This is a genomic window from Diplocloster hominis, from assembly GCF_032380655.1.
In the GTDB taxonomy this organism is placed as follows: Bacteria; Bacillota; Clostridia; order Lachnospirales; family Lachnospiraceae; genus Diplocloster; species Diplocloster hominis.
Genome location: NZ_JAWDIY010000003.1, coordinates 271,182 through 297,717 on the forward strand (window position 1 = coordinate 271,182; position 26,536 = coordinate 297,717).

Here is a 26,536-nt window from a genome sequence, read left to right on the forward strand (position 1 = left end):
ATGTTAAATGTAGGACGTATACAGGAAGGCTTCGTGCTGGATCATATTCAGGCCGGGAAGAGCATGGCCATATATCATTATCTGCATCTGGACAAACTGGACTGCTGTGTAGCGATCATCAAGAACGCCCGCAGTGAACTGATGGGAAAAAAAGATATCATCAAGGTAGAATGCCCCATCGATATGCTGGATCTGGATATCCTGGGCTTTATCGATCACAATATCACGGTCAACATCATTAAGGACAGTGAGATCGTGGCCAAAAAAGCGCTGGAAATGCCCACCGAGATCCGCAATGTAATCAAGTGCAACAATCCCCGCTGTATTTCCTCGATCGAACAGGAACTGGATCAGGTGTTTGTTCTGACTGACCCGGAAAAAGAAGTCTACCGCTGTAAATACTGTGAAGAGAAATATGATAAGAGACAGGAAAAGAAGTGGCTGTAGTTCCGGTGTAAAGCCGTCTCTTGCTGAAAGTCCGTGGATGGGTTCGCACAAAACAAGCAACCTCTGAAACCTTAATTTCTAACGGAACAGGAAGCAGAAACTAATTTCATTATCCGGCACAAACTATCCCTTGGGATAATCTCCCCTCTAGGGTAAGTCTCTATGACGGATCATAAAGTTTCTACTTCCTGCTCTTTATCCATACAATATCTCTATCTATGTTTCATATCTCTTATATCAAAAAGGAATCCCTCTTGTTTCATATGCTCACATGTATTCTGTGTTCTTCCTGATGGAACACTCTCTCTATTTTCTAAGCTTAGCTTCTGCTAAAGGGAGCCCGCAGCTTCGAGCGGAGCTTCATCATAGGCTCGCTCTCACTGCTGATGGCACAGAATACCAACAGGGCGATTGCCACCGCCGCATTGTTGAACTGACCCGAGATCCCTATGGCCACTATACCGAACTTAATGAGCTGAACGGTCACGGCACCGATAAAGACGCCTGCCATAAGGTTTACCCTTTTCTCGATAGCAGCTGCCACGAAGAAGCACATAATCGCGTTGAATACCATATCCATGCTGCCCATGTTCGTGGTCGGATTCTGGACAAAGGATCTGCCCAGGGTCAGCACACCGTAGAATCCGCTGAAAAGCCCGACCAGTACGAAGGACATCACCTTCACCTTCTTTACGTCGATCCCCTGCTGCTCCGCCACTTTAATATTGCTGGACACGGCCTTCAGATTGAAACCGTACTTAGTTCTGGAATAGACGAAATAAGCGGTCAGAAAGCAGATCACCGTACATACGGTCACCACACCGTTTCCATTAAATACACCATAGGACTTGTCCACACTAACGCCTCCTCCGCCCCAGGCCAATGCGGATACGCTCTCCAGAATCAGCATGCATCCCACCGTCGCGATGATAGAGGGTACTTTAATCCACACATAAACAAGGCCGCACAGGAGCCCGATCAGGGTACAAATCAGGATAATGCTGACAGCGATCAGCGCATTCCCGCCTCCCAGCCGGTTTGCGATTCCCGCACCCAGTATGATTCCCGTAATCACATTCGCACCTGCCGCAAAATGCCACAGTCCCAGTTGACAGGCAAATGCCACACCCCATGCCAGAATCGCGGGCAGCATGGCCTGCCTAAGAATATCGAAGATTTGCGCGCCACCCATGGCCTGCGGGGCCGCCAACAGCAGTACCATATATAATAAAAGCGGAATTGCCACTGCAAACAGGATATTTTTTGCCTTATAGGCGATCTTTTTACTCATACCTATCTTCTCCTCTGGCCAGGACCACAGTGTTTTCGCGGTCCCGGCAGATATTGCTCATACAACTGCCCGGCAGATACTTATTTCATCTTCTCCGCTACCATCTCCAGACTGTAATTGCCCATCTCGGCTACGAAAGAGTCCAGATCCATCTCTACCAAACCCTGCACCTCTTCCGCAGTGTAGGTATTAAATTCGCTGAAATACTGCGCATAGGTTGCCGCATCCTCCGCTGACTTCATGTATATATAGTTGGAACCATACTCGGCAGGCGTACTAGACTTTGGCTGGCCGGTAATCTTGCAGTACAGGTTGATCAGCGCGTATACCGGGTCAATCTGAGCGCCGGTGGTCAGCATGACCAGGTTGCCGGCATCGAAGGAACCAGGGATATCCACGGGTGTATCGAAGGAGGTAAGCTTGATATCGGAACCCTGGAGGTCGGTTATAATAGCGTCGATGGCTCCGTTGGAACCGGAGGAGCAGATCAGTCCGTTAATATCTGAATGCGCAGCCAGCAGCTGATCGGTGGCGTCCACCATATCCGTGGCCGTTGCGGTATTGCTGCTTGTAGATACATAGTAGGTCAGTCCTTTTTCATCCAGATATTCCATTACGCCGGCCTGACGGCGGTCGATCACGCCGTTGCCTGCTTCCCGGTTCAGCAGTCCGAAGGTGGTGCAGCCCTGGGCCAGCAGCTCATCCACCATATCTACACCGGCGCCGCCCTCATCCTCACAGATATATCCGGCGAACTGGTCGCTGGCCATGCAGTATTGATAGGCTTCCTCGTCAATGATATTGCGGAAGAAGATCTGCATCGGAATGCCTGCTTCCTCACATATCTTCAGCAAATCATCCGTGGAGGTGTCATTGATTACACAGCAAAGCATGCCATCGACACCAGCCGCCAGCAGATTCTCATAGTCCGTCGTCTGGGACTCTGCATCATAGCTGCCGGTCCGGTAAACCAGGCTGACGCCCAGATCCTCTGCCACTGCGTCCAGCGCGTTCTTAGAGTCCGCTCCCAGCCCGTCATCCGTAGACCAGATCACCACACCGATACTGATATCACTGTCCGCCGCAGCCGGAGCATCTGATGCCTCTGCCCCGCTTCCGCCGTCCTTTGCGGGTCCCGCAGCTGCATCCCCACTCTGGCTGTCAGCCGACCCGCCTCCGTTATTTCCACAGCCGGCCAGCAGTGTCATGGACATTGCCAATGTCAATCCCAGCGCCAGCATCTTCTTAACACCATTTGATTTCATAATCTTATTCTCCTTTTTCCCTATTCATAATATATATGGCACACCGTCTCTGTCGAAGGTTAAGGTCACCGATCCCAGAAAGATGATTCCCTCGATCAGGCCGATCATATTCGGATCTACGCCCAGAACCGTTAGTCCGTTCTCCAGGCACAAAAATAGTAATACACCCACTACTACACTGTAAATCTTCTCTTTGGTGCCGCCTGTCAGGGAGGCTCCTCCGATCACCATCATAAGCAGCACCGTCACATGGAATCCGGACCCGGAGGTCGCTCCCGCGGATCCTGCCCGCAGAACCACCAGCGTTACCGCCAGTCCCATCATGACACCTGCCACCAGGTAGGCCAGCAGCTTATACTTTACTACGTGAATACCGGATGCCTTTGCCGCGCTGGCATTGGATCCTATGGCCATAGCCCGTTTTCCCAGCTTTGTATAATGAAACAATACAGACAGCACGATAATCGCCGCGATGGTCACTGCAAAATAAAGCGGCCGGTTGTACAAAAAACTCAGAGAGCCCGGCAGGCTTAAGCTCTTCGTTCGGCTGCCGATAATATATCCCGCCACGCCCTTTCCAAAGAAGGATACGGCAAAGGATACGATCACACTATTGATTCCCAGCAGGATATTCAGGCTTCCGATCGCCATTTCACAGAGAATCGTAACCAGAAATATCATGGGGAATACCACCCAGGCTCCCAGGCTCTCCGCTGCCAGCAGCCCCAGGCAGCCCCCCAGACACACAATTCCATCCAAAGACATATCCATATTTCCCAGCGACATGGTAAACAGGATGCCCAGGCCCGCCACGATATAGGTACAGGACTGAAGCATAATCTGCTTGATATTGGTCATTTTCAGGGTAGTTCCCCCGCTTAGAACGGCAAACAGCGCGACCACGAATACCAATGCCAATATGGGAAGATAGGTTCTCACCAAATCCTTGGTCAGCCATTTTCTCTTTGCTTCTTTCTTTTCATTCATCACCTCACACCTCCCTTATATCATCTTGACGATGACATCATGCTCCGATACTTCGGGGCTTCGCCGGATGTGTGCCGTGATCTCGCCGTCTTTCATTATCAACAGATTGTCCGCCATCCCCAGCAGCTCCGGCAGTTCCTCGGATATCATCAGTATGGCCCTTCCTTCCGCCTTAAACTGTTCCATCAGGCGGTAAATAGCTGCCTTGACGCCGATGTCAATCCCTCTGGTGGGGCAGTCCATGATAAAGATCTGCACATCATCAGCCATGCATCTGGCGATGGACACCTTCTGCTTATTCCCGCCGCTTAAGCTGGACACAGGGAGCTCCAGACCCCCGGTTTTAATACTGAGTATATCGACCTGTTCCTCCGCCAGTCTACGGGTAGCGCTGGGAGTGATCAGGAATCCCTTCTTCACTTTATCCATGGACATCAGATTAATGTTATCCCGGATGCTGGCCGCCATCATCAGTCCCTCCAGCTCCCGGTCCTTTGGAACATATCCTACGCCGTTGGCCGCTGCCTGGGTAGAATTGTGTATAATGACCTTCTTTTGGGGGAGTCTGACTTCCCCGGAATCCGGCTTCTTAAGCCCGTAGATCACCCTGCACAGTTCATGCATACCGCAGTCGGTCAGGCCTCCGATCCCCAGTATCTCTCCCTTGTGAAGCTGCAGGGATACATTCTTAAGTGTCTTCCCCAGATTCACATGTTCCACTTCCAGCATCACGGTGTCATGATCATAGTTAACTTCATAATCTTCACGGTAATAGCCATCGCTGAAATCCCTGCCTATCATATGTCGGCGCATGGCATCCACAGTTATCTCCCCGCCGGTCAGAGTGTTGATATAAGCGCCGTCACGCATAACCGTCACGCTGTCACACACCTGCTTCAGTTCATCCAGGTCATGGGAAATAAAGATCACAGATCTGCCCTTTTCTTTCATCTGCCTCATGATGCGGTACAGTACCTCACGCCCTTTTTGGGATAATGCCGTGGTCGTTTCATCCACAATGAGAATCTGGGGCTCCTCCTTCATGGCCATACCAGCCTCCACCAGCTTCCGGTCCTCGAAGCTCAATTCATCAATCAGATGGGACGGCTCCACATGCCCCAGGTCAATACTCTTAAGCACTTCCCTGGCCGCCTGGTTCATCCTGCGGCGGTTGACGATACCGCCTTTGCTGAACTGGTTTTCCTCACCCAGATATATATTTTCTGAGACAGTCAGATGATTGATGGTCCCCTTCTCCTGAAGCAGCATGCAGATCCCGCCGGCACGGCCCTCCAGCATGCTTTTCGGCTCGTGGGGCTTTCCATTCATAGTCATGACGCCGCTGTCCGGCTTCAGGCAGCCTGCGATCATGGAAGTGACGGTTGATTTGCCGCTTCCATTTTCTCCGATCAGTCCATGAATCTCGCCGGCGCGGATCTCCAGATGCATGTCCACCACCGCTTTGGTGGGACCAAAAGATTTGTTCAGCCCTTCTGCCTTCAGGACTACCTTTCCCTCCACTGTATTCACACCTTCTTTCCCATTCTATAAGTCCTCTCCGTTGGAAGCGATAACCCGCTGATACCAGTAGAAGGAATCCTTCCTGCTTCTTTCCATAGTTCCATTTCCGTAGTTATCCCGGTCCACGTAGATGAATCCGTAACGTTTCTTCATTTCACCGGTTGTAAAGGAAACACAGTCCATACATCCCCATGGCGTATATCCCATCACATCCACGCCGTCCTCCTCCACAGCCTTCTTCATCTGCAGAATATGGGCCTTCAGATATTCGACGCGGTAAGAATCATGGCAGGAACCATCCGGCTCCTTAACATCCTCTGCTCCCAGGCCATTCTCTACAATGAACAGCGGCTTTTCATACCGCTCATAAAGCAGGTTCAATGCGTAACGCAGTCCCTTGGAGTCAATGGTCCAGCCCCAGTCGGTTACGGGAACGTATGGGTTTTTCACAGAGGAGAGCATGGCGCCCTCCTGCTCCGGCTCATCGATATCCACCGTATTGGACATATAGTAGGAAAATCCTATATAATCCACAGTTCCCCCGGCAAGCGCCTGTCTGTCCTTTTCTGTAATATCCAGATGAAAGCTTTCGCCGGCAAACAATTTTTTTGCGTAAGCAGGATAATGCCCGCGGCACTGGACGTCACAGAACAACCATTTCTCACGCATCTTCTTCAAGGTGAGCAGCTGATTGTCGGGCTTAGAGTTCAGCGGGTAATACGGCACCATGGCGATCATATTGCCAATCTGAAATTTCGGATCGATCTCATGGCCTAATTTTACAGCCAACGCGCTGGCCACTAATTGATAATGAACGCTCTGGTACATGGCGCGCTTCGGATTCTCATACTCCGTATAGCGGGTCCCGGCGCTGACCCAGCCAAATATGTCCGCCTTATAGTTCATCTGGTTGTTGATCTCGTTAAAGGTGAGCCAGTAAGTAACCTTTCCCCGGTATCTGCAAAAGCAGGCTTTTGCGAACCTCAGGAAAAAGTCTATGGTCTTACGGTTCATGAACCCTCCGTATTCCTTCGCCAGGTGGTAGGGCATCTCGAAATGAGACAGGGTCACCACCGGCTCTATCCCGTACCGCAGCAGCTCGTCAAACACCCGGTCGTAGAAGGCCAGCCCTTCCTCATTAGGCTCCTCTTCATCACCGTTTGGAAAGATCCTGGTCCATGCGATAGAAGTGCGGAAGCATCGGAAGCCCATCTGTGCAAACAGCGCTATATCTTCCTTATAATGATGGTAAAAGTCCACACCCTCATGGTTGGGATAGTATTCCCCTTCCCGTACGCCTTCCGTAATCTTTCTGGGGCGGTCCGCGGTGCCGGATGTCATCACATCCGACACACTCAAACCCTTTGAAGTCCCGTGCAGGCCACCTTCAAACTGATGGGCTGCCAGGGCGCCTCCCCACAGGAAATCATCTCTTAACATATGTCACCTCTTTTAGGCCAATCCCCGACAGAGCCCCGCATTATTGAGCGCCGGTTCTGGTCACCGGATTGATGCAATATTCCGGCACCAGATCCTTCTGCTCCCAGATATACAGCTGGTTTCCTTCCGTATCCTGGATGACCGCGTAATCTTCTCCCTCTTCGGTATACCGTTCCCGCAATACTTTGCCTCCGAACGCCTTAACCTTCTTCAGGGTCTCCTCGATATCCTTCACCTCTACGATAAACGAAGGCGCGGGCGCGATCCCGCCGTCCTTAGAATTTGGCTTCAGGAAACCATAGCCGAAGGACGCCACCCTGGGCTCCCAGTCCAAAGTGCCAGGACCGGTAGCGCAGTACATGGTAGGATTCTCCGCATCCGAGTGTTCCGTGTCGATCATGTCCCATCCGAAGAGGTCGCTATAGAAGGAACGCATCTCCTCTGCCTGCCCTTCCTCATAGCCCATTACCCATCTTCTGTTGCGTCCGTCCCCTTTCTGTGGAGCGAAATCCTTGGCCGGATGGAAGGAGATATCGAAGGGGTCCCGGTTCGGGTCCACTTCCGGCGGATCTACATGTATTCTTCTCTTCTCAATGCTGCCGCACCAGGGCTCCTCCAGGAATTGGCTTCTGGGCGCGCCGCAGCCGGGGCAATGTGCGGGGACCTCCGTCTCCTCAAACGCAATGGGAAAACCGCATGCAAAACAGGTATATATTTTCTTCATGGTTTATTCCTCCTCTTCCACAATATCGTACTCTGCCTCCAGCTCATCCCAGGTACGGGAGGAGGGGCATTTCCACAAATACAGATAATTACCAGCCGGATCCTCTATGACCGCATGAATTTCCCAGCTCTGCCTGCTGTCGTCCAGCGGCTTGGCCAGAGCTGATTTTGTTTTATCCAGAATCAGCTTGCCTCCGTGATCAATGATCTTTTGGATGGTCTCCTCAAGGGGCCTGTCCATATGGACTTCCATGAAGGGACCTGGTTTCTCGATCTCTCCCGGAGCCCAGTGTACGAACATATTCATGTGTCCCGGGGTGCAGCCCTCATAATCATACTGTGCAGGGCCAGTGGCTATGAGCAGGGACGGATGCTCGTCACCGGCTGGAACGCCGCTGGCGGCTACCGGCATCTCGATCATGTCCCACCCAAATACATTCATGTAGAAGTTCTGGAACCGGCGCAGATCCTTGTAAGTAATGACATACAGTCTGGTTCTGCCATGCAGGCTCTTAGCCGTGAACTTCTTAGGCGGCCGGCCGGGATTAGGGTAAGTGGTTTTTCCTTTTTCCATTGTGTTCATCCTCTCTTTGTGATAATTCATATGTAAATTTAAAAGTTACCAAAGTGAAGCAAATAATTATACATGGCACCGACAAGGTTACATTCGTTCAGATACCGGCTCTTTACGATAACCGCGTGCAGCTGCCTGCCCAACCGCATTCCCCGGTAGAAGCTTTGGAGCTCATCCTCCAGATCCTGAAAGATCCGCTTCTGCAGGCTTAAACCGCCGCCAATGGAGATCTTCTCAGGTGCAAAACACAGTTGAATACTGTGTACCACCTGGGCCAGGGTCGTGATAAAGTTGCGGTAGATCCTGACAGCGTCGGTATCCCCCTCCGACAGCCACTGAAATATGCGGACGCCGTCGGCCTTGATTTTCTCCAGTTCGCGGTCAGGTCTGGCATAAGGCATACGGATATTCTCGTCCAGCCATACCAGGATGGACGCCGCGTCCTGAACGGCCAAGTCGATATTCTTAGCCTTGCACACACGGTAAGTGAGACCGTGCATGGCGGCAGACATATATGCGCATCCCAGTTCATTGTGTTTGGTGGGGTCCGTAATCAGGTAAGACAGCTCTCCGGCCGCAAAGTCCCGCCCGCTGTGAACCTTCCCGTCCTTGATAATCCCTCCGGCTATACCGGAGCCCAGCACCAGGGCTGCCGCATTTTTACATCCTGCCAGAGAGCCCTTCCACGCTTCCGCCAGCGCGGCGCACTTTCCGTCGTTTTCCACGGCAATGGGAACCGGGCACCGGCTCTTAAGCAGATCTGTAACACTGTTTCCATATAACTGCATATACGCACCCGCGTCTGACAGATAGCCATTTTCCGGGTTGATATAACCGGGCATGCTGATAGCGATCCCCTCTATCCTGTCCCGGTACTTATCATACAGCTGCCCCACTGTGTCCACATATTGTTCCACAGAATCCAGCGGCGCGGGAAGTTTCCCGGATTCTTCCATCTGTGCCTGATCGTCTACCAAGGCATACTTTACTGAGCTTCCGCCAAAATCACATGCTAAACATTTCATCATTATACACTCCCCGTTCTTATTCCGACAGAAGTACAGGCTTCTGACTGAACAAAACGCTTTTTTTAACTGGTCTTTTTCTTAACCTGGATACAGACTAACAAAAAGGCCAGAACTTATATATCATTTTGCTCATATTTATGTTACAATTCTCATGTGATAGTTTTTTTGATGAACCAGACAAAATTTTCGACATTTTTTTGTACAATTGTCACAACAAAGGGGTAAGATATGCCATACGTAGATAAGCAGAAGTTGTATTATCAGGATTTTTTGAGACGTGAGAATAATACCAGACACCACAGATATGATGAAGAGCTGATCCTTTACGACCGGGTAAAATCCGGGAATATGGAAGAGATCGAGAGCAGTGTCAGGATGTTCACCTCCGACCTGCCCGGACATCTCTCCGATGATCCCATCCGGAATTATAAATATATGTTTGTGGCCTCCACCACGCTGACCACCCGGTTTTCCATCGAGGGCGGTATGGATGAGGAGGAAGCCTATACGGCCAGTGATCTGTATATCCAGCGTATGGATTCCTGCGAGGATGTAAATAGCATCGTAACACTATACCGGGACATGCTCACTTATTTTACCAATTCCATGCATCTGCTGAGAAAAAAAAGCGTATTCTCCAAGCCTGTGATTCAATGCATGGACTATATCTATTATCATCTGCACGAAAAGATAACCGTGAAGCTGTTAGCAAGGCAAGTGAAGCTGCATCCGAATTATCTGTCCGGACTGTTCAAGCGGGAAACTGGTCAGACGATATCGGATTACATCGCAGGTCAGCGGATGCAGGCGGCCAAGAACATGCTTCTTTATTCTGACACCAGCTGCGCCGATATCTCCTCCATCCTGGCTTTCAGCTCTCAGAGCTATTTCACTAAGCTGTTTCGGAATATGTACGGCTTTACCCCCAGCGAGTATCGGAAGCGTTTTTTCCGTTCCGGCTTCAGCGCGGAGGATAAATCCGGAAAGAACCCGCCTGCTTTGTCCGCAGGACGCTAAACCAGATACCGTTTTTTCCTATACGTAATTGTAATCACGCGAGATATCCATTATGTTCGATACTCACTACTTGCAATATTCGTTACGCGCAATACTATTATGCGCAGTACTCATTATGCGCAGTATTCATATAAAAAAAACTGCATTTCTTTATCTGGCTGTATGGGTACTTTAATACTTTTTTCCCCGATCCGCGACAGACCCTTGTGTTCATAGAAGCCGTAATTACAGGTAGTATCGGTAAAGAGATAGAAGTTTTTTACGGCTTGCGATTTCAAGTAGTTCATAAAATTTCCGAATAATTCATTCCCGATTCCGGCACCTCTTTGATCGCTTCGAATCACGAACAACGTCAGCTCGCCGTCAAATTGTTTCCCGCTGTCTTTCAGAAGATTACTGTCTATATCCGAAAATCCCCCAAACATTTTCGTAACAGCACGGCCTTCTCTGGATAGCAGAAGAGCCATAATCCAAGGGAGCTGCGCCAGACGGTGATGCAGGGTCTTTAATCCCGGTTTTTTACCGCGGCCCAGGATAAGTCCTACCGGAACCCCTCTCTTCTCAGCCACACAGGAATAGGTCTGATCCGCCAGACATCCTCTGAGATAAAGCATTCCCATACGGTAAGCGGTTCTGGGAGAACTGAACTTCTTGTACCCCCAGGTATCGCTGATCAGATCAGCCAGTACTGGGTAATCCGATCTTTGTATCGGTCTGTATGTGATATTGTTATTCAGGTTTTGATTAAGATTCATTCTGTTTCCTCCTTGACTTTTCATGTTCTGATAGGTATGGTAAACTATACCGTAACTGTAAAGTCAAGTGCTAATAAGCTTAAATGCTTAAAATGTGTTACGATTCACGGCCATCTTTGGTAAATGGGGATTTTGTGGACGAAGGTCCGGGAAGGGAGGGAGGCGGTCCGGCCTTTGGAACCGGGCGGCGAATCCCGTGGGGCCAAATCACTTCGGCCGGACCTAAGAATGGCTAACTCCGAAGGCGGGAGAACCTCTTATTGGCAGGGCCCGGAACAAACTCGCCAAAGGACGGCTCGGACAGTGTTCCAGGCCCTGCGAGGTTCTCTCGCCTTCTGCATAAGCCATTCTAAGGCCCGACCTCAAGTGATTTGGCCCCACGGGATTCGCCGCCCGGTTCCAAAGGCCGGACCGCCTCCCTCCCTTCCCTGCTTTACAACAGGCTTTTTTACATGTTCCGTAAGGCTGACAGATTTCGTAGTATTGTTGGTGACTTATTTTTCCGTTATGAAGCGATCACATCTGCACACATAGGTGATCCCTTCTACTGTTCTTCCATTCCTATCCTAACTAACAGTACTGATAGCTAAAGAATGTGTCAGCACCTTACACCGTTTACGAACCTTCCACGCGATAAAAGCCTTTTGTAAAGCAGGGCTGAAGGGAAGCGGCGTGTCTTGGGGAGCCGGGCAGCAAATCTCGCGGGGCCAAATCACTTGAGGCCGGGCCTTAGAACGACTTACGCAGAAGTCGGGAGAACCTCGCAGGGCCCGGAACGCTGTCCGAGCCGTCCTGTGGCGAGTTTGTTCCGGGCCCTGCCAATAAGAGGTTCTCCCGTCTTCGGAGTTAGCCGTTCTTAGGTCCGGCCGAAGTGATTTGGCCCCGCGAGATTTGCTGCCCGGCTCCCCAAGACACGCCGCTTCCCTTCAGCCCGGACCCCAGTATCAAAATCCCCATTTACCAAAGTTGGCCGTGAATCGTAACAGAAGGGGACTGGCCATTAGAACAGTAAAAAAGTCCCGCCAAAGCCTGCGCACATGGCAGGCTTTGCGGGACTAAGCGCACTATTTAAAAATTATTTCCATTCCATCCCCAATAGCTGACCTCTTCGTACTTTACGTAGATCTGTGATGGAGGAATGCCAAGATTTGTTTCCAGTATCTTTGTTATCTCTCCGGTCAGCCGGTCGTAATCTTCAGCGGAAGCACTGCCATATATTTTCACTTCCACAAACGCCATCCGCTGGTCGGCTTTCCCCTTGAAATACATGTGGACCTGATCTTCAAAGGTAACCATCAGCCAGCTTTCGCTTTTTCCGGGTATGCAGGTTATGGCCTGGCCCAACTGCTCTTTGACCATCTGCTCCTGATCACTGCTTATCTCAGCATTGGTTTTGACGTTAATGCAGGGCATTCTTTATCACTCCTATCTGTTCCGCAGAGCTTTTTTTGAGCATTACTATTTTTGATCCACGTATTTTTTAATGTTGGATGCGTTCACATACTTCTGAGTATCCTCACCGTCCACTACCACCAGGGTAGGTGCCTGCATGACACCGTATTTTCTGGCCAGTTCAGCATTTTCTTCCGCGTCCACCAGCTCATACTGTTCGTCTGACAGCATTTCTTTGGCAATCTTGCAGTTCGGGCAGGTTTTGGTGGTAAACAGGTATTTCATGGACGGGGCCGGGGTGATCGTCACATCTTCTTTGGATACCGTTACGATGTTGGTCCGCACTCTCTTCATGCAGGAATTGTCAATATCGTACAGGGTACGGTTCTTGTACTCCTGAGATTTTCCTTCATTCCAGTTCTGTACCGGCCGGTAATATCCGGTGATCCGGCTGTACACTTCCGCTTCCGCCCCGCACTCAGGGCACGTAAAATGCTCGCCGCTGATATAGCCGTGGGTCTTGCAGATCGAGTAGGTCGGTGACATGGTATAATAAGGAAGTTTATAATTCTCCGCGATCTTACGCACCAGAGCCGCCGCTGCTTTCCAGTCCGGAAGCTTCTCTCCCAGGAATGCGTGGAATACGGTTCCGGATGTGTACAGGGTCTGCAGCTCATCCTGAATATCCAGCGCGTCAAAGATGTCGGCCGTATATTCCACCGGAAGATGGGAGCTGTTGGTATAGTAAGGGGTATCTCCCTCTTTTCCTGCGGTAATGATATCCGGCCAGCGCTTTCTGTCGTGCTTCGCCAGGCGGTAGCTGGTGGATTCCGCAGGGGTAGCCTCCAGGTTATACAGGTCGCCGTATTCTTCCTGGTAGTCAGCCAGACGCTCTCTCATATGGTTCAATACCTGCTTGGAGAATTCCTGCGTCTCCTGGTGGGTCATATCCTTGTGCAGCCAGTTGGCATTCAATCCTGCTTCGTTCATGCCGATCAGGCCGATTGTGGAAAAATGATTGTCGAAAGTTCCAAGGTAACGTTTGGTGTAAGGATATAAGCCTTCGTTCAGAAGCTTAGTAATAACTTCCCGCTTAATCTTTAAGGATCTGGCGGAGATGTCCATCATCCGATCCAGTCTCTTGTAGAAATCCTGTTCATTCTTGGCCAGGTAAGCGATTCTGGGCATATTGATGGTTACAACGCCCACACTTCCGGTGCTCTCACCGGAGCCAAAGAATCCACCTGTTTTCTTGCGCAGCTCACGCAGGTCCAGACGCAGACGGCAGCACATACTGCGGACATCACTGGGCTGCATGTCGCTGTTAATGTAGTTGGAGAAATACGGGGTTCCATATTTTGCAGTCATCTCAAACAGCAGACGGTTATTTTCCGTATCGGACCAGTCAAAATCGCTGGTGATCGAGTAGGTGGGAATCGGATACTGGAAGCCGCGGCCGTTGGCATCGCCTTCGATCATAGTCTCGATAAAGGCCTTATTGATCATATCCATTTCCGTCTTACAGTCTTTATATTTGAAGTCCATCTCCTTGCCGCCTACGATAGCCGGAAGTTCTGCCAAGTCGTTGGGTACGGTCCAGTCCAGCGTTATATTGGAGAAAGGAGCCTGGGTTCCCCAGCGGCTGGGCGTATTCACACCGTAGATAAAGGACTCAATACATTTTTTCACTTCCCGGTAGTCCAGGTTATCTACCTTAACAAAGGGCGCCAGATAGGTATCGAAGGATGAGAACGCCTGAGCGCCGGCCCATTCATTCTGCATAATGCCGAGAAAGTTTACCATCTGGTTGCACAGAACGGACAGATGCTTCGCAGGTGAGGAAGTAATCTTTCCGCGGATGCCTCCCAGCCCTTCCTCGATCAGCTGTTTTAAGGACCATCCAGCACAGTATCCGGTCAGCATGGACAAATCATGCAGATGGATATCCGCGTTCCGGTGCGCACTGGCAATCTCCTCATCATAGATCTCGGACAGCCAGTAGTTGGCAGTCACGGCTCCTGAGTTGCTTAAGATCAGTCCGCCTACCGAATAAGTCACGGTAGAGTTCTCTTTTACACGCCAGTCTTCTACTTTTACATAACTGTTTACGATTTCCTTATAGTCCAGAATCGTAGACTTCATATTACGGATCTTTTCCCGCTGCTTCCGGTATAAAATATAGGCCTTTGCCACATCGGTGTAGCCGGCCTGTTCCAAAACCTTCTCCACACTGTCCTGTACATCTTCCACGTGAACCAGGTTGTCCTTGATCTTAGACTGAAAGTCTGCTGTCACTCTCAGGGACAGCAAATCGATAATATCCTGATTAAATTCTTTTTCCGTTGCGGTGAATGCCTTCTGAACTGCGCCACTGATTTTGGCCAGATCAAAATCTGCCACTTCGCCGTCTCTCTTTACTACACGAAACATCTCACTCTCATCCTTCCCATGTCATCAATTAATCTCTTTACGTCAGCAATCAAATTGTAGCAGATTTCCAACTGGGAGTCAATAGAAAAACACTATATCTTGTATGTTTTATTAATTTCACACAAAATATAGTGTTAGTGTCGATAATCACCCAGATACTCTTGCATAAAGCTCTTTGGGCACATATGCTTTTACATAAATCCCGTTATCCCGATAATCCTCGCAGATCAGTCCACCCTGTTCTCTGATCAGGGCGATCAGTCCCGCTTTCTCGTAGGGAAATACCCGTTCCAACAGCATGTGGCGCTCATGGAGCACCTCATCCAGGGTTTCCTTAAGGCGCTCCAGGCCGTCCCCGTTTCTGGCTGATATCTTCAATGTTTTGTCCGCTTTGAAATCGCGTAAATCGACAGGCCCGGATATTCTGTCCTGTTTGTTAAACAAGGTGATGATCGTCTTGCCCGCGATCCCCAGATCCGCCAGTGTCTCATAGACTACGTACATCTGTTTTTCCACCTGCGGATTGGACACATCCACAACATGTAGTATAATATCCGCGTATTTCGCCTCTTCCAATGTACTGCGGAATGCCTCAATCAGATGATGAGGCAGCTTACGGATGAACCCCACGGTGTCTGTCAGCAGAATCTGCTGTTTGCTGGGCAGAATTAAACTCCTGGTGGTGGGGTCCAGTGTCGCAAAGAGCTGATCCTCTTCCAGCACCTGGGCGCCGGTGAGCGTGTTCAGCAGGGTCGACTTCCCCGCATTGGTGTAACCGACGATCGCGGCCACCGGGATTCTGTTCTTCTGCCTCTGGCTGCGCGTAACCTCACGGTGGCGCTTGACCTCTTTGAGTTCCCGGTTTAGCTGTGCAATCCGTTCTTTTACCAGCCGCCGGTCCATCTCCAGCTTTTTCTCACCCGGGCCCCTGGTTCCGATACCTCCGCCCAGCCTGGACAGGGAGCTTCGAAGCCCCACCAGTCTGGCCAGCTGATATTTTAACTGGGCCAGCTCCACCTGGATCTTGCCTTCGCTGGTGGACGCTCTCTTAGCGAAAATATCCAGGATCACCAGCGTGCGGTCCATGATCTTGGTATCCAGCGCCTCTTCCATATTCCGCAGCTGCGCCGGAGAGAGTTCGTCGTCACATATGATACCGGTTGCCCCGGTATCGTAAATCATCTCTGAGAGTTCCTCTAATTTTCCGGACCCCAGATAGGTCCCCGGATGAATCTGCGTCCGTGTCTGAATCAACACGCCTGCCGTCTGGGCCCCCGCCGTGGAAGCCAGTTCCTCAAGCTCAGTCAGGGAGTCTTTCGTGTCGTCCCCGTCGTTTAAGGATACTCCGACTAAAATTACTTTTTCCTTAATTTCTTCGAATTCTATCATCTATGCCTCTCCGTTTTCGCCATCCTATCCTTCCGGATTTTGACCGTCTCCTTCATCAGTATCTCCACTTTCTTCCGGATTATCGCCTTCCCCGGCCGATTTTGTCCGTCTGGTCTGAAGGAATTCATTTTCTTTCTGGGCTTTCGTATCTTCCGGGAATTCCTCAAGATAAGCAGCCATCTTAGACGCCGCCGTGTCAAAATCCAGCAGATATTCGTACACAACCGCTTCGTTAAACAGCAATGTCTGGCGGAAGGATGTGTCTCCGGTCATGGCCAGTCCGGCCTGGAAACTCTGCAGGGCTCCTTCATAATCCCCTTTGTTCCTTTTGCACACGCCCATAATGTTGTAGACTTCCTGGCTTTCCTGACCTTTTTCCTGATACTGCTGGTAGTAATCTAATGCAGTGTCCGGGTCCTGTACCGCCTCATAGGTTTTTCCCAGATAGAGCAGGCTTTCCGTGTTCTCTTTTTCCAGAGCCGCTTTCAGCTCTTTTTCCGCATTCTGGTAATCTCCGAGATAATAATAGATCTCTCCCCGTTTCAGGTAATCTTTGTCCTTCTTTCCCTCCAGCTTTAACGCTTCATTCAGATATCCCTTCGCCTTCTCCGCATCGGTTTGGACCAACGATTCATAAATACGGATATAGGACTCATAATTTTTTCCGTCCATTTCCATCGCCTGGTCAAAATCCGCATAGGCCTTCGCGGTCTCACCCGCGGCGATATAGGCCGATCCCCGTAAGATATAGAGATCCGCGCTGGCTTTATAATCGATCAGATTCGTATAGGTAGCAATCGCTCCGCTGTAATCATTACTCTTATACTGGGCAGCCGCTTTATAATAGGAAATATCCAATTCCAGCTCCCGTACCCTTCCCGGAGCCTGCTGTAACGCCTTGGTAAATGATGTGACCGCCGCGGTATAATCCCCGCCATTCATATGCTTGATCCCCTGATCCCGATACGTCAGTTCCATTTCCTGTTTTGTATTAGAGCAGCCGGACAGCATCAGCACCGTTCCGGCAATCAATAACCAGGTGAGAAATCTTTTCATAAATAACCTCCAGTAGTTCTATTACCGCATTAAAAATTCAGACAGGGATGTCTTATTTTCGTTCCGTTCTTAAACATCTTACTTTCCTGCCTGTTCCTGCCTTCTTCGTTCCCTGCTACGGCTTTCATTATAGCAAAGATTTCTCCGGAAATATAGATAAAATTTGAAGGATGTGCCGGTTCCGGCATTTATTTTTCTCAGTTAACAGAAATTTAATAACTCCAAAAGGCGGTCAGTTTTTGGCGAAAACCCCAGAGATATCAACACTTTTCACCCATTTTCTGACAAATCTTAAGGAAAAATTTAGATTCAGTCGAGCCCGATTTATTGTAAATTTTAATTAATTATGATAGTATGAAAGCGTCATTAAATTTATGAGGAGGATATCATAATGGACGAAAACAACAATCAGGTACAAGACACACAGGAACAACCGACCTTCGAACAGCCTCAATTCGACCAGCCGGTATATGAGCAGCCTCAGACGTATTACGAGCCGGAACAGCCCCAGGGGGGTAAGGGAATGGCGATCGCTTCCATGGTTTTAGGTATCGTATCAATCGTAGTATCCTGCTGTTATGTATATGCGGCATTCGTAACCGGTATTATCGGCCTCGTTTTAGGTATTATCGCGTTAAAGAAACAGGCTCCCGGAAGAGGAATGGCGATTGCGGGAATTGTTACATCCGTCATATCGCTGGTATTAGCAATTGTTTTGCTTATCGTAGGTGTAGCTGCATTGAGTTACCTTACAAGTATGGGATATGATATCAATAGTATGTACTAAAAACTAACGAATGAGAAAAAGGACCAGTATTTATACGGAGGCACCTAAAGAAATACGTAGGATTGCAGCAGAACCGGAGTGGCGGAAGCCAAACCGGTTCTGCTTGGTTTTGGGCGTCGTCGCGGAGAGCCTAAGCCGTTCTCCCAGAGCCTAAGCCGGAGATAATTGCCGCAAACCGGTAGTTTTTCATGGTATAATGGTCTTGACAAGTATGAATTTCTGTGAATCGCCTCGTGGAAGGAGGAATGAATATGCTGGCTGTGATCTGCGATGACCTGGCCGCCGACCGGGAAATCCTGCTGGAATACTGCGCCCGGTACGCAAAGGAAAACCGCCTGCCCATCGTCACACTGGCTTACGAGAATGCCGGGGCACTGCTGCAAAGCCGGGAGGCCAGAAGTGCCGACGTGATGTTTCTGGATATCTATATGGACGGGGCGCTCGGAGTGGACGCGGCACGCATCCTGCGGGGTAAGGGTTTCCGCGGCGGGCTGGTGTTCACTACCACCAGCCGGGAGCACTACGCGGACGGCTTCGACGTGGAGGCCGCCCATTATCTCTTAAAGCCGGTGCGCTGGGAAGCCTTCTGCGAGGCCATGCGCCGGGTTCAGGACCGGATTAACACCAGTACGCGAAGAGTGCGGCTCACCGCGGGGCGGGACGAAGTGGACATCGACGTTTCCGGCATCAAGTACATCGAGGTCTACGGGCACAAAACCATAGTGCACACAGTAAAGGGGGAGGCCGTGGTGAGCCAGTCCCTCACCGCCCTGGAGGAACGCCTTGGCGGCGACCCGTTTCTGCGGTGCTACCGCTACTTTATCGTCAACATGGATTTTGTAAAACGCCTGAACGAGGACAGCTTTCTCATGAAGGACGGCCGGGAAATCCCCCTTTCGCGGGACGGCCGCGCCGCTCTAAAAAGCCGGTACATGGCTTATGTATTCAAGCGGATGGAGGGGTGAGGATGGAAGCTGTTTTATCCGAGTATATCACTTGTGTAATCGAGGCGACCATGACAATGGCGTTTTGCCTTATTGTGACCCGCGATATCTTGCTCAAGAGGCTGCCGGTTCTTGCGCTCACAGCGGCGGGACTGGCTGTATTTGGAAGTGCCGCCAGTATGGGACTGTCGGCGGGGCTGGATGCCTGGCTTTCCTTTTCCATGGATTTCAGTATTTTTTCTCTGCCGTTGTGGCTTGGGGCGGGCTTTTTCCTGCTGCGTTGGGCGACCGGAGAGCCACCAAGCGGACTATTGCTGATTCTGCTGCTTTCCGAACAGACGCTGTATCTGTGCCGCAGCATCACCCATTTTATCTACGGCCTGTTTTTCCCGGAGCTGACCGAGGGGGTGTTTTGCTGGGCGGATATTGCGGGCTTCGGCGTCCCCTCTGTGGTGCTGACACTGCTGCTGGCCGTATTCTGCCGCGGGCTCTATCACAAGCTGCGGCGGCTGAACATGAAGGAGTACGGACGGCTGTGGCTGATCCCGCTGTTCTTCATCCTGCTTTACCTGGCGCAGGTCAACCTTTACCCGGTGGACCAGGGGTATTCTCTGTCTTATGGGCTAAAAATACTGCTCAACGTATGCGCTTTTATCACCTATTCTCAAACAGCCTGGGCCATTTCCAGCAGCACAAAGGCGGCAAAGGAAGCTGAAACCCGCACCCAGCTTGCTAACCAGCTCGATTTGCAGCGGGCGCGGGTGCAGGATTTGGAAAGTCACGCCGAAGAAATCAAGCGCATCCGCCACGACCGCAGGCAGCATGTACAGGTGCTGCGGGGCTTGTTGGAAAAGGGAGCGGTCAAAGAGGCCCTTGCCTATCTGGAGGATTACGAGGGCAGTATGGCAAAGTCCTTCCAGCCGCCGCTGTGCGAGAATTTTGTGGCCGATACCCTCTGCCTCCGCTATGAGGCTCTCGCAAAGCAGGCGGGCGTGGAGGTTTCCATTAGCGCGTCGCTGCCCAAGGAACCGGGCGTAGCGGGGAGCGATCTGGCGGTGATCCTGGGCAACCTGTGGGAGAACGCGGTAGCCGCCGCGCTGGACGCGGGGGAAGGGAAAAGATTCATCCGTCTGCGGATACAGGCACAGGAGGAACAGGTCTTAATCCGCATGGAGAACGGCTATGGCGGAGTGATCTACCAAGAAGAGGACGGGCAGTTTTTGTCCGGCAAGCCGGGGCGCAACAGGGCCGTGGGCGTGGGCATTGCCAGCGTCCGGGCCATGGCCGAGAAATACGGCGGCATGGCAGACTTTACCTATACCCCGGACACCTTCACCGCCTCGGTGCTGCTATATACGATCAGGTGACAATAAATAAACGCTGAAGTCCCACGACCTCAGCGATTATTCTTTTAGGGGTATTTCCCAAACGGAGTTTTTAGGATCTGCTCTTATGGTATGAGATATGGAAAAAAATTCCGCACAATAAAGTATAAAAACATGAGACTCAGCACTACCCACCAGAACCGGCTGTCCCGCGGAAGGATCTTCCTGTGATGTCCGTATACATAAGTGAGCCCTTCCACATACAGCAGGGAAAGCACAATTCCCAACACCACGGGGGTAATGTTATATCGAAGCGACGTAAAAATATCCCCGTGCAGCAAAGCGAGCACACTCCTGGTATTTCCGCAGCCGGGGCAATAAAGACCCGTCAGCCTGCGGAACAGACACGCTGGAAACAGCTCGGCCATCCAGCCGCCAAACTGATATAAAAACAGGAAAGCAAACACTCCTGCCGGCAGGATCAGCAATATCCCCGCCTTATATAATCTAGCTTTATCTATTCTTTTTCTATACCATTTATCCCTATATTGTTTTTCTTTTTGGTATCCGTTCTGTTTTAGCATCATGAACCGATTATATCACAAGGAAAGGAATCCGAGAACCATTATTTTTGGTTCAGAACGTCTTCAATCTGCTCCCTGGTCGGCAGGGAAGAGATCGCCCCTTTGCTCTGCACACAGATCCATCCGCTGACGTTTCCATATTCCATTGCCTTTCGCAGCTTCTCTTCATCCAGTTTGTCAATCTGATCCACGCCCTGGATCAAAAGGCTGGACAGAAAACCGCCCCAGAACGCGTCTCCCGCGCCGGTGGCGTCCACTGCTTTGGCTTTACGGCCGGGGATTCTCATAACCTTGCCACCGAAGAAACATTTCGCTCCCTCAGCCCCCAGCGTCTCCACTACCAGTGCGATCCGGTTTTGTTCCATCAGCCGGGGGATTTGATCCTCACCGCCCATCATTTCCACTTCTTCTTCCGATATTTTCAGCAGATCCACATAGGGTAGGATTTCAAATACTTTTCTGGCTGCGGCTTCCTGATCATCATCCCACATCACATTCCGGTAATTTACATCAAAGCTTACGATTTTTCCTTTTTCATGTCCGGCCCTCAGCGCATGCACAGTCGCTTCCGAAGCGCTTCCCTTGGAAAGGGAGCAGGAACCGGCATGAATCATTTTCGTGGCATCCAGATTGGCGCGGTCGATGTCCTCCACCGTGAGCAGCATGTCCGCCCCCGGTTTTCTGGCAAACGTAAACGTACGCTCGCCATTCCCGGACAGTGTAACAAACGCCATAGTGGTAACCGCCTCCCTGGTCAATTCCGGACACAGTACCGTCACATCATTTTCCTTCAGCGTGTCTGCCAGAAATCTGCCAAAATCATCGTCACCCATTTTTCCGCAAAAGCCGGAAGCCAGACCGTTCCTGGCCACCGCGATAGCTACATTGGCCGGTGCGCCTCCTGCATTTTTCACATAACTGCAGGGCTCACTGCCCGGTATAAAATCGATCAACATTTCCCCTACACAAATTACATCCATGTCTTCATCCTCCACAATCCTTTTTCAAATTAACTGCCGGCTTCCCATACACTGGGCCTTCAAGAACTGCCGTATCATACACTTATGTAAAACCCTTTGATGAAACACTTTTATTATAGCGAATCCTACACCGTGTGTCAAAATATTTTAAGTATCTATTTAGCTATCTATTTCTTCAGCAGCAGTCCTCTTTGTAGTTCTTTCCACCATCGCAGGAAATTTCCTGATTGCAGTCTCCACATTTTTATTCTGTTTTCAAATTTTGGATTTCTTCCAAATAACGATCCATTATATATTCCGCCGATTCTGCCCATAATGTATTTTCTGTATCCTGCAGTATTCCATATGTTTTAGATTTATAAAAACGCACAGCAGCCTCTTCAAATTCTAATCCAAATGTATCCTGTATTAATTTTATAACTGTCTTAATCTGGATGCAAACATTCATTGTAATATCTTTATCATTAAAAGTATAAATATTATTACTCATAAAATCTCTCTCCTCACCAATTTTAGATGATTAATCGCTTTGTTCGTATGAAAAGACACCTGGTTATTAACTTTATTATATCTTAATCTTTCAACTGCCTCTTCAGCCGTTAATATATTAGCAATATATAGTTGAATTGTTTCCATAGTATCATCATCTGCCACTGGACCAATTACGACATCATATTCGTGCTGTACTCCCCCTTTACTTCTATTCTCTTTGACAAATTCCAGCCACTCTTTATTCAATGAGTCAAAACGCTTTACATGTAATATAGAGTTTTCTTCAAAAAGATATTCGTAAACAAAATATTTTTTTTTCTTTTCTCGAAGCGAAAGACGGTAAGCCCACTCTATTGACTGTTTCTTTAAAACCGTTGTGTAAAATCCCCTGCCAAAATCTCTCCTGTTATGTGACTTGTCTAAATCAATTGTTTCAAAGTAAGAACAGCTTCCGTGATATAATACTAATTCATTGGAATCCGTATTCATAATTTGATCAATAAATTCCATTACCTCATCAAAATCTATTTGATGCAGATACTCATGCTGAATCAGCATTTTTTCAAATATTTGATGATTATGAAATAAATCCGCAACATTTTCTCCAGATAAAAGATAATTCTTGGCATAAACCTCCATAGCCTGTACATACAGCATTTCAATATCGGATTGAACACTCATAAAGCTTCCTCCCTTTTTAAATCATTCACGATAGTAATAGATTAAAAAAACAATCCATTGGATGAATCTGCTTACAAGTTTTTCTTCCCTCTGTACAATTCACATTTTTTCTACTTCTCTCATCTACAATCTCATCTATTATGTTACGCGAAAAATAATTCCCCAGATTCCATATTTCTATATTTACTAAATATATTATTTCTTCCAATGGACATCCTTCCCCAAGCAAATACTGAATAATAGAACTGCGTATGTTAGCCGGGGTTAACAGTCTGTAAAATGAGTCTTTTTGATCAACCTTAGCAAGCTTGCTAAACACCTCGTTAACCGCCGCCTCCCGCATAGGTTCTTCCTTATTTTCTTTCGTACGATAAAAAACATATTTTGACGATATATGCAAATCCTTTAGCCTTTTTAAAGCTTCTGTAACTTTTTCCGGAATCGGAACCTCTCTTCCATCCTGTTTCAGTATCCATTGATCCTGCTCTTCTACATTATCCCATTTCAGCATACATAGCTTTCTTCTCTCTAATCCAAATGCTAGTACCATTAAAAACAGTGCAACATCTCTTTCTTTATTTTTACCATCTGTTAAATATCTAACTGCCTTTTTCAATTTGTCCATATCCATAATATTCTGTTTTTCATCTTTGTCAAAAGTTCGAGAAAAACCGGCTATCATATCTTTCGTGCTAATATCAAATGCCGTATTATCAGACATACAATGCATAAAATCTTTTATATAGAAAAAAGCATTTTTTAGGGTGTTTTCCTTGGCTACTTTCATTTCATAATTTGCATACCAATAAAAATCCGGGAGCTGAATTCTATCATAAATAGAACTGTCGTCATCTTTAAAATAAATCCCACCTTTTGAATAGTATTTAAAAAATCGCTTTAAAGCTGAATGATATGCACTCCAGCTTTTTTCAGTTCCTTTATAATAACAATTTTTATACTCAATAATATCTCGAAAAAAATTTGTTTTCTGGTCATCGCCTACAATATTATCATAGGAAAAAAATTCAAAATATTTCTGGTCGGTATTCTTTCCATGTATAATCTCTAAGATAGTTCTCCTGCTCCGAAAAATTTCCTTTTTATTTAATGATATCTTACTATTAAAAAGCCAGATACCTTTCGGGGTTATTAAAATCCCCCATTCTGTTAAATTTTCAACGACTTTTCCATCTTTATATTCCATAAATAATTGATCTGAAACTTTTCTTTCTTCTATTTCGTCCAATGTTATTTTAATGATTAGTTTTGTCCCTATTGTTATCTTTGCTTTTTTTTGTTCCACAAAAGGAATTTTGTCTTTATACCTTAAATTTTCTAAGAAAAGATTTTCTAATACAAGCTGGCGGAATTCTTCTGCCGCATTTACATTATTAATACCAATAAATTTTTTTGATTCACCTTCAATTTTTTTGAGAGTTCCATGTTCCTTATTCATTATATTTACCTTTTGTTTTTGTTTACTCAGATTATATCATTAGCACCGTCTGAAGTCAAAATGAAATAAATTTTAATTTGTCATTTGTAAATATGTATCATAAAAACTAATCAAATAGAGTGATTATCAACATTGAAAGAACGATCCTGCAAATCCCATGTATTTTACCACACCATCAAGACTTAATATTACATCCGCATATAGTACATAGCACCATCATATAGGCAGGCTGTCCCTCACGCACAGCGCCCCATACCCCACCTGCGAATTCGGATATTCCGTAAATCCCGGCAGTTCCCTGGCCCCGCGCTGCAGATATGCCTTCAATTTCTCCCCATAGAGGAAGAGATCATTTCCGTTTACAATCCCCCATTGCATTAACAAAGCGGCAGAACCTGCCACAAAAGGGGTCGCCATGGAAGTCCCCGAACGTGAGGTATAACCACCGCCTGGGGCGGCGCTCATGATATCCACACCGGGGGCTACCAGATCCGGTTTTGGCTGGTTCGTCATCCAGGTATAGCCCCTTCCGGAAAAGGCAGCGTAAGTACGCCTTCTGGAATCGTAAGCGCCGACGCTGATTACGCCCAAAGATGTGGAAGGAATAGTGAGGGTAATGTTTTCTGTGGGGGCCAGGAAACGAGTGCCGGTATTCAGCGCACCTTCACTTGGCATCCACATATCAAAACGGCCGGACACGATGCGTTCGGGTATCAGACGGATCTTCCAGATCCCGCTGTCCAGATACTGCTCTCTGGGAAGAAAATCAATATAGATTTCCTGGTAGACGCTGTATGGGCTGGGTTCCCCATAATATAACAAAAGCTCCGTATCTCCCATTATGAACCGCTGGGGGCCCAGGAAAGGCTGAATCGGTCCGGCTACGATGCCCGACGGATGAACGATGGCAATGTTTATCTCGTCCACATAGGATTTCCAGATCTGCAGATTCATGACGGTTTCATTGTTGGAGATCGAAAATTCTACATCCAGCGGGTCCCCTTCTGTCAATATGCCTTCCGTATGGCCGGCCGCAGCCCCCTCGTTTCCTGTGCCCACGCAGATCGTGGTACGTCCCAGGTTGGAGACATTGTTCAGATAAGATTCGATCAGAGAAGTACCGCTGTGGGATCCGTAGGTATTGCCAAAGCTGATATTGATGGCAACCGGTGTCTTAAGTTCGATGGATTTGCGGACCACGTAATCCACCGCCTGCATCAGTTCTGTCGTTCTGGGAAATGAATCTGTTCTTGGGGTCCCAAGCTTGACGATTAAAAGCTCACTCTGGGACGCCACACCTCTGTAAACACCGCTGCTGGCTCTTCCGTTTCCGGCCGCGATTCCGGCGACATGGGTTCCATGGCCGCTCAGATCCCGGCTGGGTACCACGGCGTACTGTTCCTGGGAAGTAACTTTCTGAAGCGCTTCATTGATCTGTTCCGCGGTGTATTCAGTGCCGATCAGATAACCTTCGGGGGCTGGTCCTGCGGAAACGGTCTGGTCCCACAAGTTCACGATCCGGGTAGTCCCGTCTTCATTTCTGAAATCAGGATGCGCATAATCAATCCCACTGTCTATGACGGCCACCAGAACCCCCTGGCCGAACAGATTGAACCTTTCGTTCTGAACCGGAGGAACACAAGATGCCGTTCTGCCCTGGTTCACAGCAAAAAATAAACGCTTCGGTTTTTCTATGTATTCGATCTCCGGCTGATTGGCCAGGCGGTCAATCAGCTGCTCAGGCACAGTGACAATCGCGAAATTATTCAGCATTTCCACCACTGTGATCTCTTCATTTTCTCTGGCCAGCCGTCCGATATCCCCGGAGTATTTTACGATCAGTTCCCAGGTCCGGGTAAGTTCATCAAACCCCACATCCAGTTCCAGGGATCGTTCCCTCTCCTCTTCTGTTGCATCCAGTGCCAGGTTTAACAGGTTTTCAATTTTTTGATCATTCATAAGATCCCGCAGC

Annotated in this window: 24 protein-coding genes; 5 read left to right on the top strand and 19 right to left on the bottom strand. The window is 48.8% G+C overall.

Annotated features, from left to right (window positions below; genetic code table 11):
* On the top strand, positions 1 to 447 hold the full coding sequence (locus ABC831_RS04690; protein ID WP_343247086.1) for an aspartate carbamoyltransferase regulatory subunit: 447 nt from the start codon (positions 1 to 3) through the stop codon (positions 445 to 447).
* A 319-nt stretch (positions 448 to 766) separates the two neighbouring features.
* Here the strand turns inward: ABC831_RS04690 and ABC831_RS04695 are convergent, their stop codons facing one another.
* The 8 genes from ABC831_RS04695 to ABC831_RS04730 form a co-directional block, all read right to left on the bottom strand.
* A complete protein-coding gene (locus ABC831_RS04695) occupies positions 767 to 1,738 on the bottom strand; it encodes an ABC transporter permease (protein ID WP_343247087.1) in 972 nt (323 codons plus the stop codon).
* Positions 1,739 to 1,818: 80 nt separating this feature from the next.
* On the bottom strand, positions 1,819 to 3,003 hold the full coding sequence (locus ABC831_RS04700; protein WP_343247088.1) for a sugar ABC transporter substrate-binding protein: 1,185 nt from the start codon (positions 3,001 to 3,003) through the stop codon (positions 1,819 to 1,821).
* A 24-nt stretch (positions 3,004 to 3,027) separates the two neighbouring features.
* On the bottom strand, positions 3,028 to 3,990 hold the full coding sequence (locus ABC831_RS04705) for an ABC transporter permease (RefSeq protein WP_343247089.1): 963 nt from the start codon (positions 3,988 to 3,990) through the stop codon (positions 3,028 to 3,030).
* A 15-nt stretch (positions 3,991 to 4,005) separates the two neighbouring features.
* Complete coding sequence (locus ABC831_RS04710) at positions 4,006 to 5,520, bottom strand: sugar ABC transporter ATP-binding protein (protein WP_343247090.1); 1,515 nt, start codon at positions 5,518 to 5,520, stop codon at positions 4,006 to 4,008.
* A gap of 15 nt (positions 5,521 to 5,535) precedes the next feature.
* Positions 5,536 to 6,951 carry a 6-phospho-beta-glucosidase gene (locus ABC831_RS04715; protein ID WP_343247091.1) on the bottom strand — a complete coding sequence of 472 codons (1,416 nt, stop codon included), beginning with the start codon at positions 6,949 to 6,951 and terminating at the stop codon, positions 5,536 to 5,538.
* 40 nt (positions 6,952 to 6,991) lie between these two features.
* Positions 6,992 to 7,675 (bottom strand): VOC family protein, encoded by a 684-nt coding sequence (locus ABC831_RS04720; RefSeq protein ID WP_343247092.1) that lies wholly within the window; start codon positions 7,673 to 7,675, stop codon positions 6,992 to 6,994.
* A 3-nt stretch (positions 7,676 to 7,678) separates the two neighbouring features.
* Complete coding sequence (locus tag ABC831_RS04725) at positions 7,679 to 8,248, bottom strand: VOC family protein (protein WP_343247093.1); 570 nt, start codon at positions 8,246 to 8,248, stop codon at positions 7,679 to 7,681.
* 38 nt (positions 8,249 to 8,286) lie between these two features.
* A complete protein-coding gene (locus tag ABC831_RS04730) occupies positions 8,287 to 9,273 on the bottom strand; it encodes an ROK family protein (protein ID WP_343247094.1) in 987 nt (328 codons plus the stop codon).
* Positions 9,274 to 9,504: 231 nt separating this feature from the next.
* Between ABC831_RS04730 and ABC831_RS04735 the strand changes: the two genes are divergently transcribed.
* Complete coding sequence (locus ABC831_RS04735) at positions 9,505 to 10,293, top strand: helix-turn-helix domain-containing protein (RefSeq protein ID WP_343247095.1); 789 nt, start codon at positions 9,505 to 9,507, stop codon at positions 10,291 to 10,293.
* Positions 10,294 to 10,406: 113 nt separating this feature from the next.
* Here the strand turns inward: ABC831_RS04735 and ABC831_RS04740 are convergent, their stop codons facing one another.
* The 5 genes from ABC831_RS04740 to ABC831_RS04760 all read right to left on the bottom strand — a co-directional run bounded on the left by ABC831_RS04740 (position 10,407) and on the right by ABC831_RS04760 (position 17,315).
* On the bottom strand, positions 10,407 to 11,048 hold the full coding sequence (locus ABC831_RS04740) for a GNAT family N-acetyltransferase (protein ID WP_343247096.1): 642 nt from the start codon (positions 11,046 to 11,048) through the stop codon (positions 10,407 to 10,409).
* Positions 11,049 to 12,116: 1,068 nt separating this feature from the next.
* Positions 12,117 to 12,461, bottom strand: a complete 345-nt coding sequence (locus tag ABC831_RS04745; protein ID WP_343247097.1) for a phenylpyruvate tautomerase MIF-related protein — start codon at positions 12,459 to 12,461, stop codon at positions 12,117 to 12,119.
* 45 nt (positions 12,462 to 12,506) lie between these two features.
* A complete protein-coding gene (locus ABC831_RS04750; RefSeq protein WP_343247098.1) occupies positions 12,507 to 14,870 on the bottom strand; it encodes a ribonucleoside triphosphate reductase in 2,364 nt (787 codons plus the stop codon).
* 147 nt (positions 14,871 to 15,017) lie between these two features.
* Positions 15,018 to 16,259 carry a GTPase HflX gene (gene hflX / locus ABC831_RS04755; RefSeq protein WP_343247099.1) on the bottom strand — a complete coding sequence of 414 codons (1,242 nt, stop codon included), beginning with the start codon at positions 16,257 to 16,259 and terminating at the stop codon, positions 15,018 to 15,020.
* Positions 16,260 to 16,283: 24 nt separating this feature from the next.
* Positions 16,284 to 17,315, bottom strand: a complete 1,032-nt coding sequence (locus tag ABC831_RS04760) for a tetratricopeptide repeat protein (RefSeq protein WP_343247100.1) — start codon at positions 17,313 to 17,315, stop codon at positions 16,284 to 16,286.
* A 391-nt stretch (positions 17,316 to 17,706) separates the two neighbouring features.
* On the opposite strand from ABC831_RS04760, the gene ABC831_RS04765 reads away from it, so the two are divergent.
* From ABC831_RS04765 to ABC831_RS04775, 3 genes are all read left to right on the top strand, one after another.
* The gene (locus ABC831_RS04765; RefSeq protein ID WP_343247101.1) at positions 17,707 to 18,102 is read left to right on the top strand and encodes a DUF4190 domain-containing protein; all 396 of its coding nucleotides are present in this window, start codon (positions 17,707 to 17,709) and stop codon (positions 18,100 to 18,102) included.
* 245 nt (positions 18,103 to 18,347) lie between these two features.
* A complete protein-coding gene (locus ABC831_RS04770; protein WP_343247102.1) occupies positions 18,348 to 19,067 on the top strand; it encodes a LytR/AlgR family response regulator transcription factor in 720 nt (239 codons plus the stop codon).
* 2 nt (positions 19,068 to 19,069) lie between these two features.
* Positions 19,070 to 20,413, top strand: a complete 1,344-nt coding sequence (locus ABC831_RS04775) for a sensor histidine kinase (RefSeq protein ID WP_343247103.1) — start codon at positions 19,070 to 19,072, stop codon at positions 20,411 to 20,413.
* Positions 20,414 to 20,496: 83 nt separating this feature from the next.
* Here the strand turns inward: ABC831_RS04775 and ABC831_RS04780 are convergent, their stop codons facing one another.
* From ABC831_RS04780 to ABC831_RS04805, 6 genes are all read right to left on the bottom strand, one after another.
* Positions 20,497 to 20,859 (bottom strand): DUF2752 domain-containing protein, encoded by a 363-nt coding sequence (locus tag ABC831_RS04780; RefSeq protein ID WP_343247104.1) that lies wholly within the window; start codon positions 20,857 to 20,859, stop codon positions 20,497 to 20,499.
* Between the two features lie 137 nt (positions 20,860 to 20,996).
* Positions 20,997 to 21,935, bottom strand: coding sequence for a carbohydrate kinase family protein (locus ABC831_RS04785; protein WP_343247105.1), 939 nt, complete (start codon positions 21,933 to 21,935; stop codon positions 20,997 to 20,999).
* A gap of 244 nt (positions 21,936 to 22,179) precedes the next feature.
* On the bottom strand, positions 22,180 to 22,425 hold the full coding sequence (locus tag ABC831_RS04790) for a hypothetical protein (RefSeq protein ID WP_343247106.1): 246 nt from the start codon (positions 22,423 to 22,425) through the stop codon (positions 22,180 to 22,182).
* Positions 22,422 to 23,108 (bottom strand): DUF3990 domain-containing protein, encoded by a 687-nt coding sequence (locus tag ABC831_RS04795; protein ID WP_343247107.1) that lies wholly within the window; start codon positions 23,106 to 23,108, stop codon positions 22,422 to 22,424. Before ABC831_RS04795 ends, ABC831_RS04790 begins: the two co-directional genes overlap by 4 nt.
* 25 nt (positions 23,109 to 23,133) lie before the next feature.
* The gene (locus ABC831_RS04800; protein ID WP_343247108.1) at positions 23,134 to 24,564 is read right to left on the bottom strand and encodes a tyrosine-type recombinase/integrase; all 1,431 of its coding nucleotides are present in this window, start codon (positions 24,562 to 24,564) and stop codon (positions 23,134 to 23,136) included.
* A gap of 216 nt (positions 24,565 to 24,780) precedes the next feature.
* Positions 24,781 to 26,523, bottom strand: coding sequence for a S8 family peptidase (locus ABC831_RS04805; protein ID WP_343247109.1), 1,743 nt, complete (start codon positions 26,521 to 26,523; stop codon positions 24,781 to 24,783).
* Positions 26,524 to 26,536: the final 13 nt, after the last annotated feature.

Coding starts and splice junctions, on each gene's coding strand:
- ABC831_RS04735 (WP_343247095.1), top strand. CDS start 9,505: ATGCCATACGTAGATAAGCAGAAGTTGTATTATCAGGATTTTTTGAGA.
- ABC831_RS04775 (WP_343247103.1), top strand. CDS start 19,070: ATGGAAGCTGTTTTATCCGAGTATATCACTTGTGTAATCGAGGCGACC.
- ABC831_RS04745 (WP_343247097.1), bottom strand. CDS start 12,461: ATGCCCTGCATTAACGTCAAAACCAATGCTGAGATAAGCAGTGATCAG.
- ABC831_RS04765 (WP_343247101.1), top strand. CDS start 17,707: ATGGACGAAAACAACAATCAGGTACAAGACACACAGGAACAACCGACC.
- ABC831_RS04770 (WP_343247102.1), top strand. CDS start 18,348: ATGAATATGCTGGCTGTGATCTGCGATGACCTGGCCGCCGACCGGGAA.
- ABC831_RS04750 (WP_343247098.1), bottom strand. CDS start 14,870: ATGTTTCGTGTAGTAAAGAGAGACGGCGAAGTGGCAGATTTTGATCTG.
- ABC831_RS04790 (WP_343247106.1), bottom strand. CDS start 22,425: ATGAGTAATAATATTTATACTTTTAATGATAAAGATATTACAATGAAT.
- ABC831_RS04785 (WP_343247105.1), bottom strand. CDS start 21,935: ATGGATGTAATTTGTGTAGGGGAAATGTTGATCGATTTTATACCGGGC.
- ABC831_RS04805 (WP_343247109.1), bottom strand. CDS start 26,523: ATGAATGATCAAAAAATTGAAAACCTGTTAAACCTGGCACTGGATGCA.
- ABC831_RS04695 (WP_343247087.1), bottom strand. CDS start 1,738: ATGAGTAAAAAGATCGCCTATAAGGCAAAAAATATCCTGTTTGCAGTG.
- ABC831_RS04760 (WP_343247100.1), bottom strand. CDS start 17,315: ATGAAAAGATTTCTCACCTGGTTATTGATTGCCGGAACGGTGCTGATG.
- ABC831_RS04795 (WP_343247107.1), bottom strand. CDS start 23,108: ATGAGTGTTCAATCCGATATTGAAATGCTGTATGTACAGGCTATGGAG.
- ABC831_RS04725 (WP_343247093.1), bottom strand. CDS start 8,248: ATGGAAAAAGGAAAAACCACTTACCCTAATCCCGGCCGGCCGCCTAAG.
- ABC831_RS04700 (WP_343247088.1), bottom strand. CDS start 3,003: ATGAAATCAAATGGTGTTAAGAAGATGCTGGCGCTGGGATTGACATTG.
- ABC831_RS04705 (WP_343247089.1), bottom strand. CDS start 3,990: ATGAATGAAAAGAAAGAAGCAAAGAGAAAATGGCTGACCAAGGATTTG.
- ABC831_RS04740 (WP_343247096.1), bottom strand. CDS start 11,048: ATGAATCTTAATCAAAACCTGAATAACAATATCACATACAGACCGATA.
- ABC831_RS04800 (WP_343247108.1), bottom strand. CDS start 24,564: ATGAATAAGGAACATGGAACTCTCAAAAAAATTGAAGGTGAATCAAAA.
- ABC831_RS04730 (WP_343247094.1), bottom strand. CDS start 9,273: ATGAAATGTTTAGCATGTGATTTTGGCGGAAGCTCAGTAAAGTATGCC.
- ABC831_RS04720 (WP_343247092.1), bottom strand. CDS start 7,675: ATGAAGAAAATATATACCTGTTTTGCATGCGGTTTTCCCATTGCGTTT.
- ABC831_RS04715 (WP_343247091.1), bottom strand. CDS start 6,951: ATGTTAAGAGATGATTTCCTGTGGGGAGGCGCCCTGGCAGCCCATCAG.
- ABC831_RS04690 (WP_343247086.1), top strand. CDS start 1: ATGTTAAATGTAGGACGTATACAGGAAGGCTTCGTGCTGGATCATATT.
- hflX (WP_343247099.1), bottom strand. CDS start 16,259: ATGATAGAATTCGAAGAAATTAAGGAAAAAGTAATTTTAGTCGGAGTA.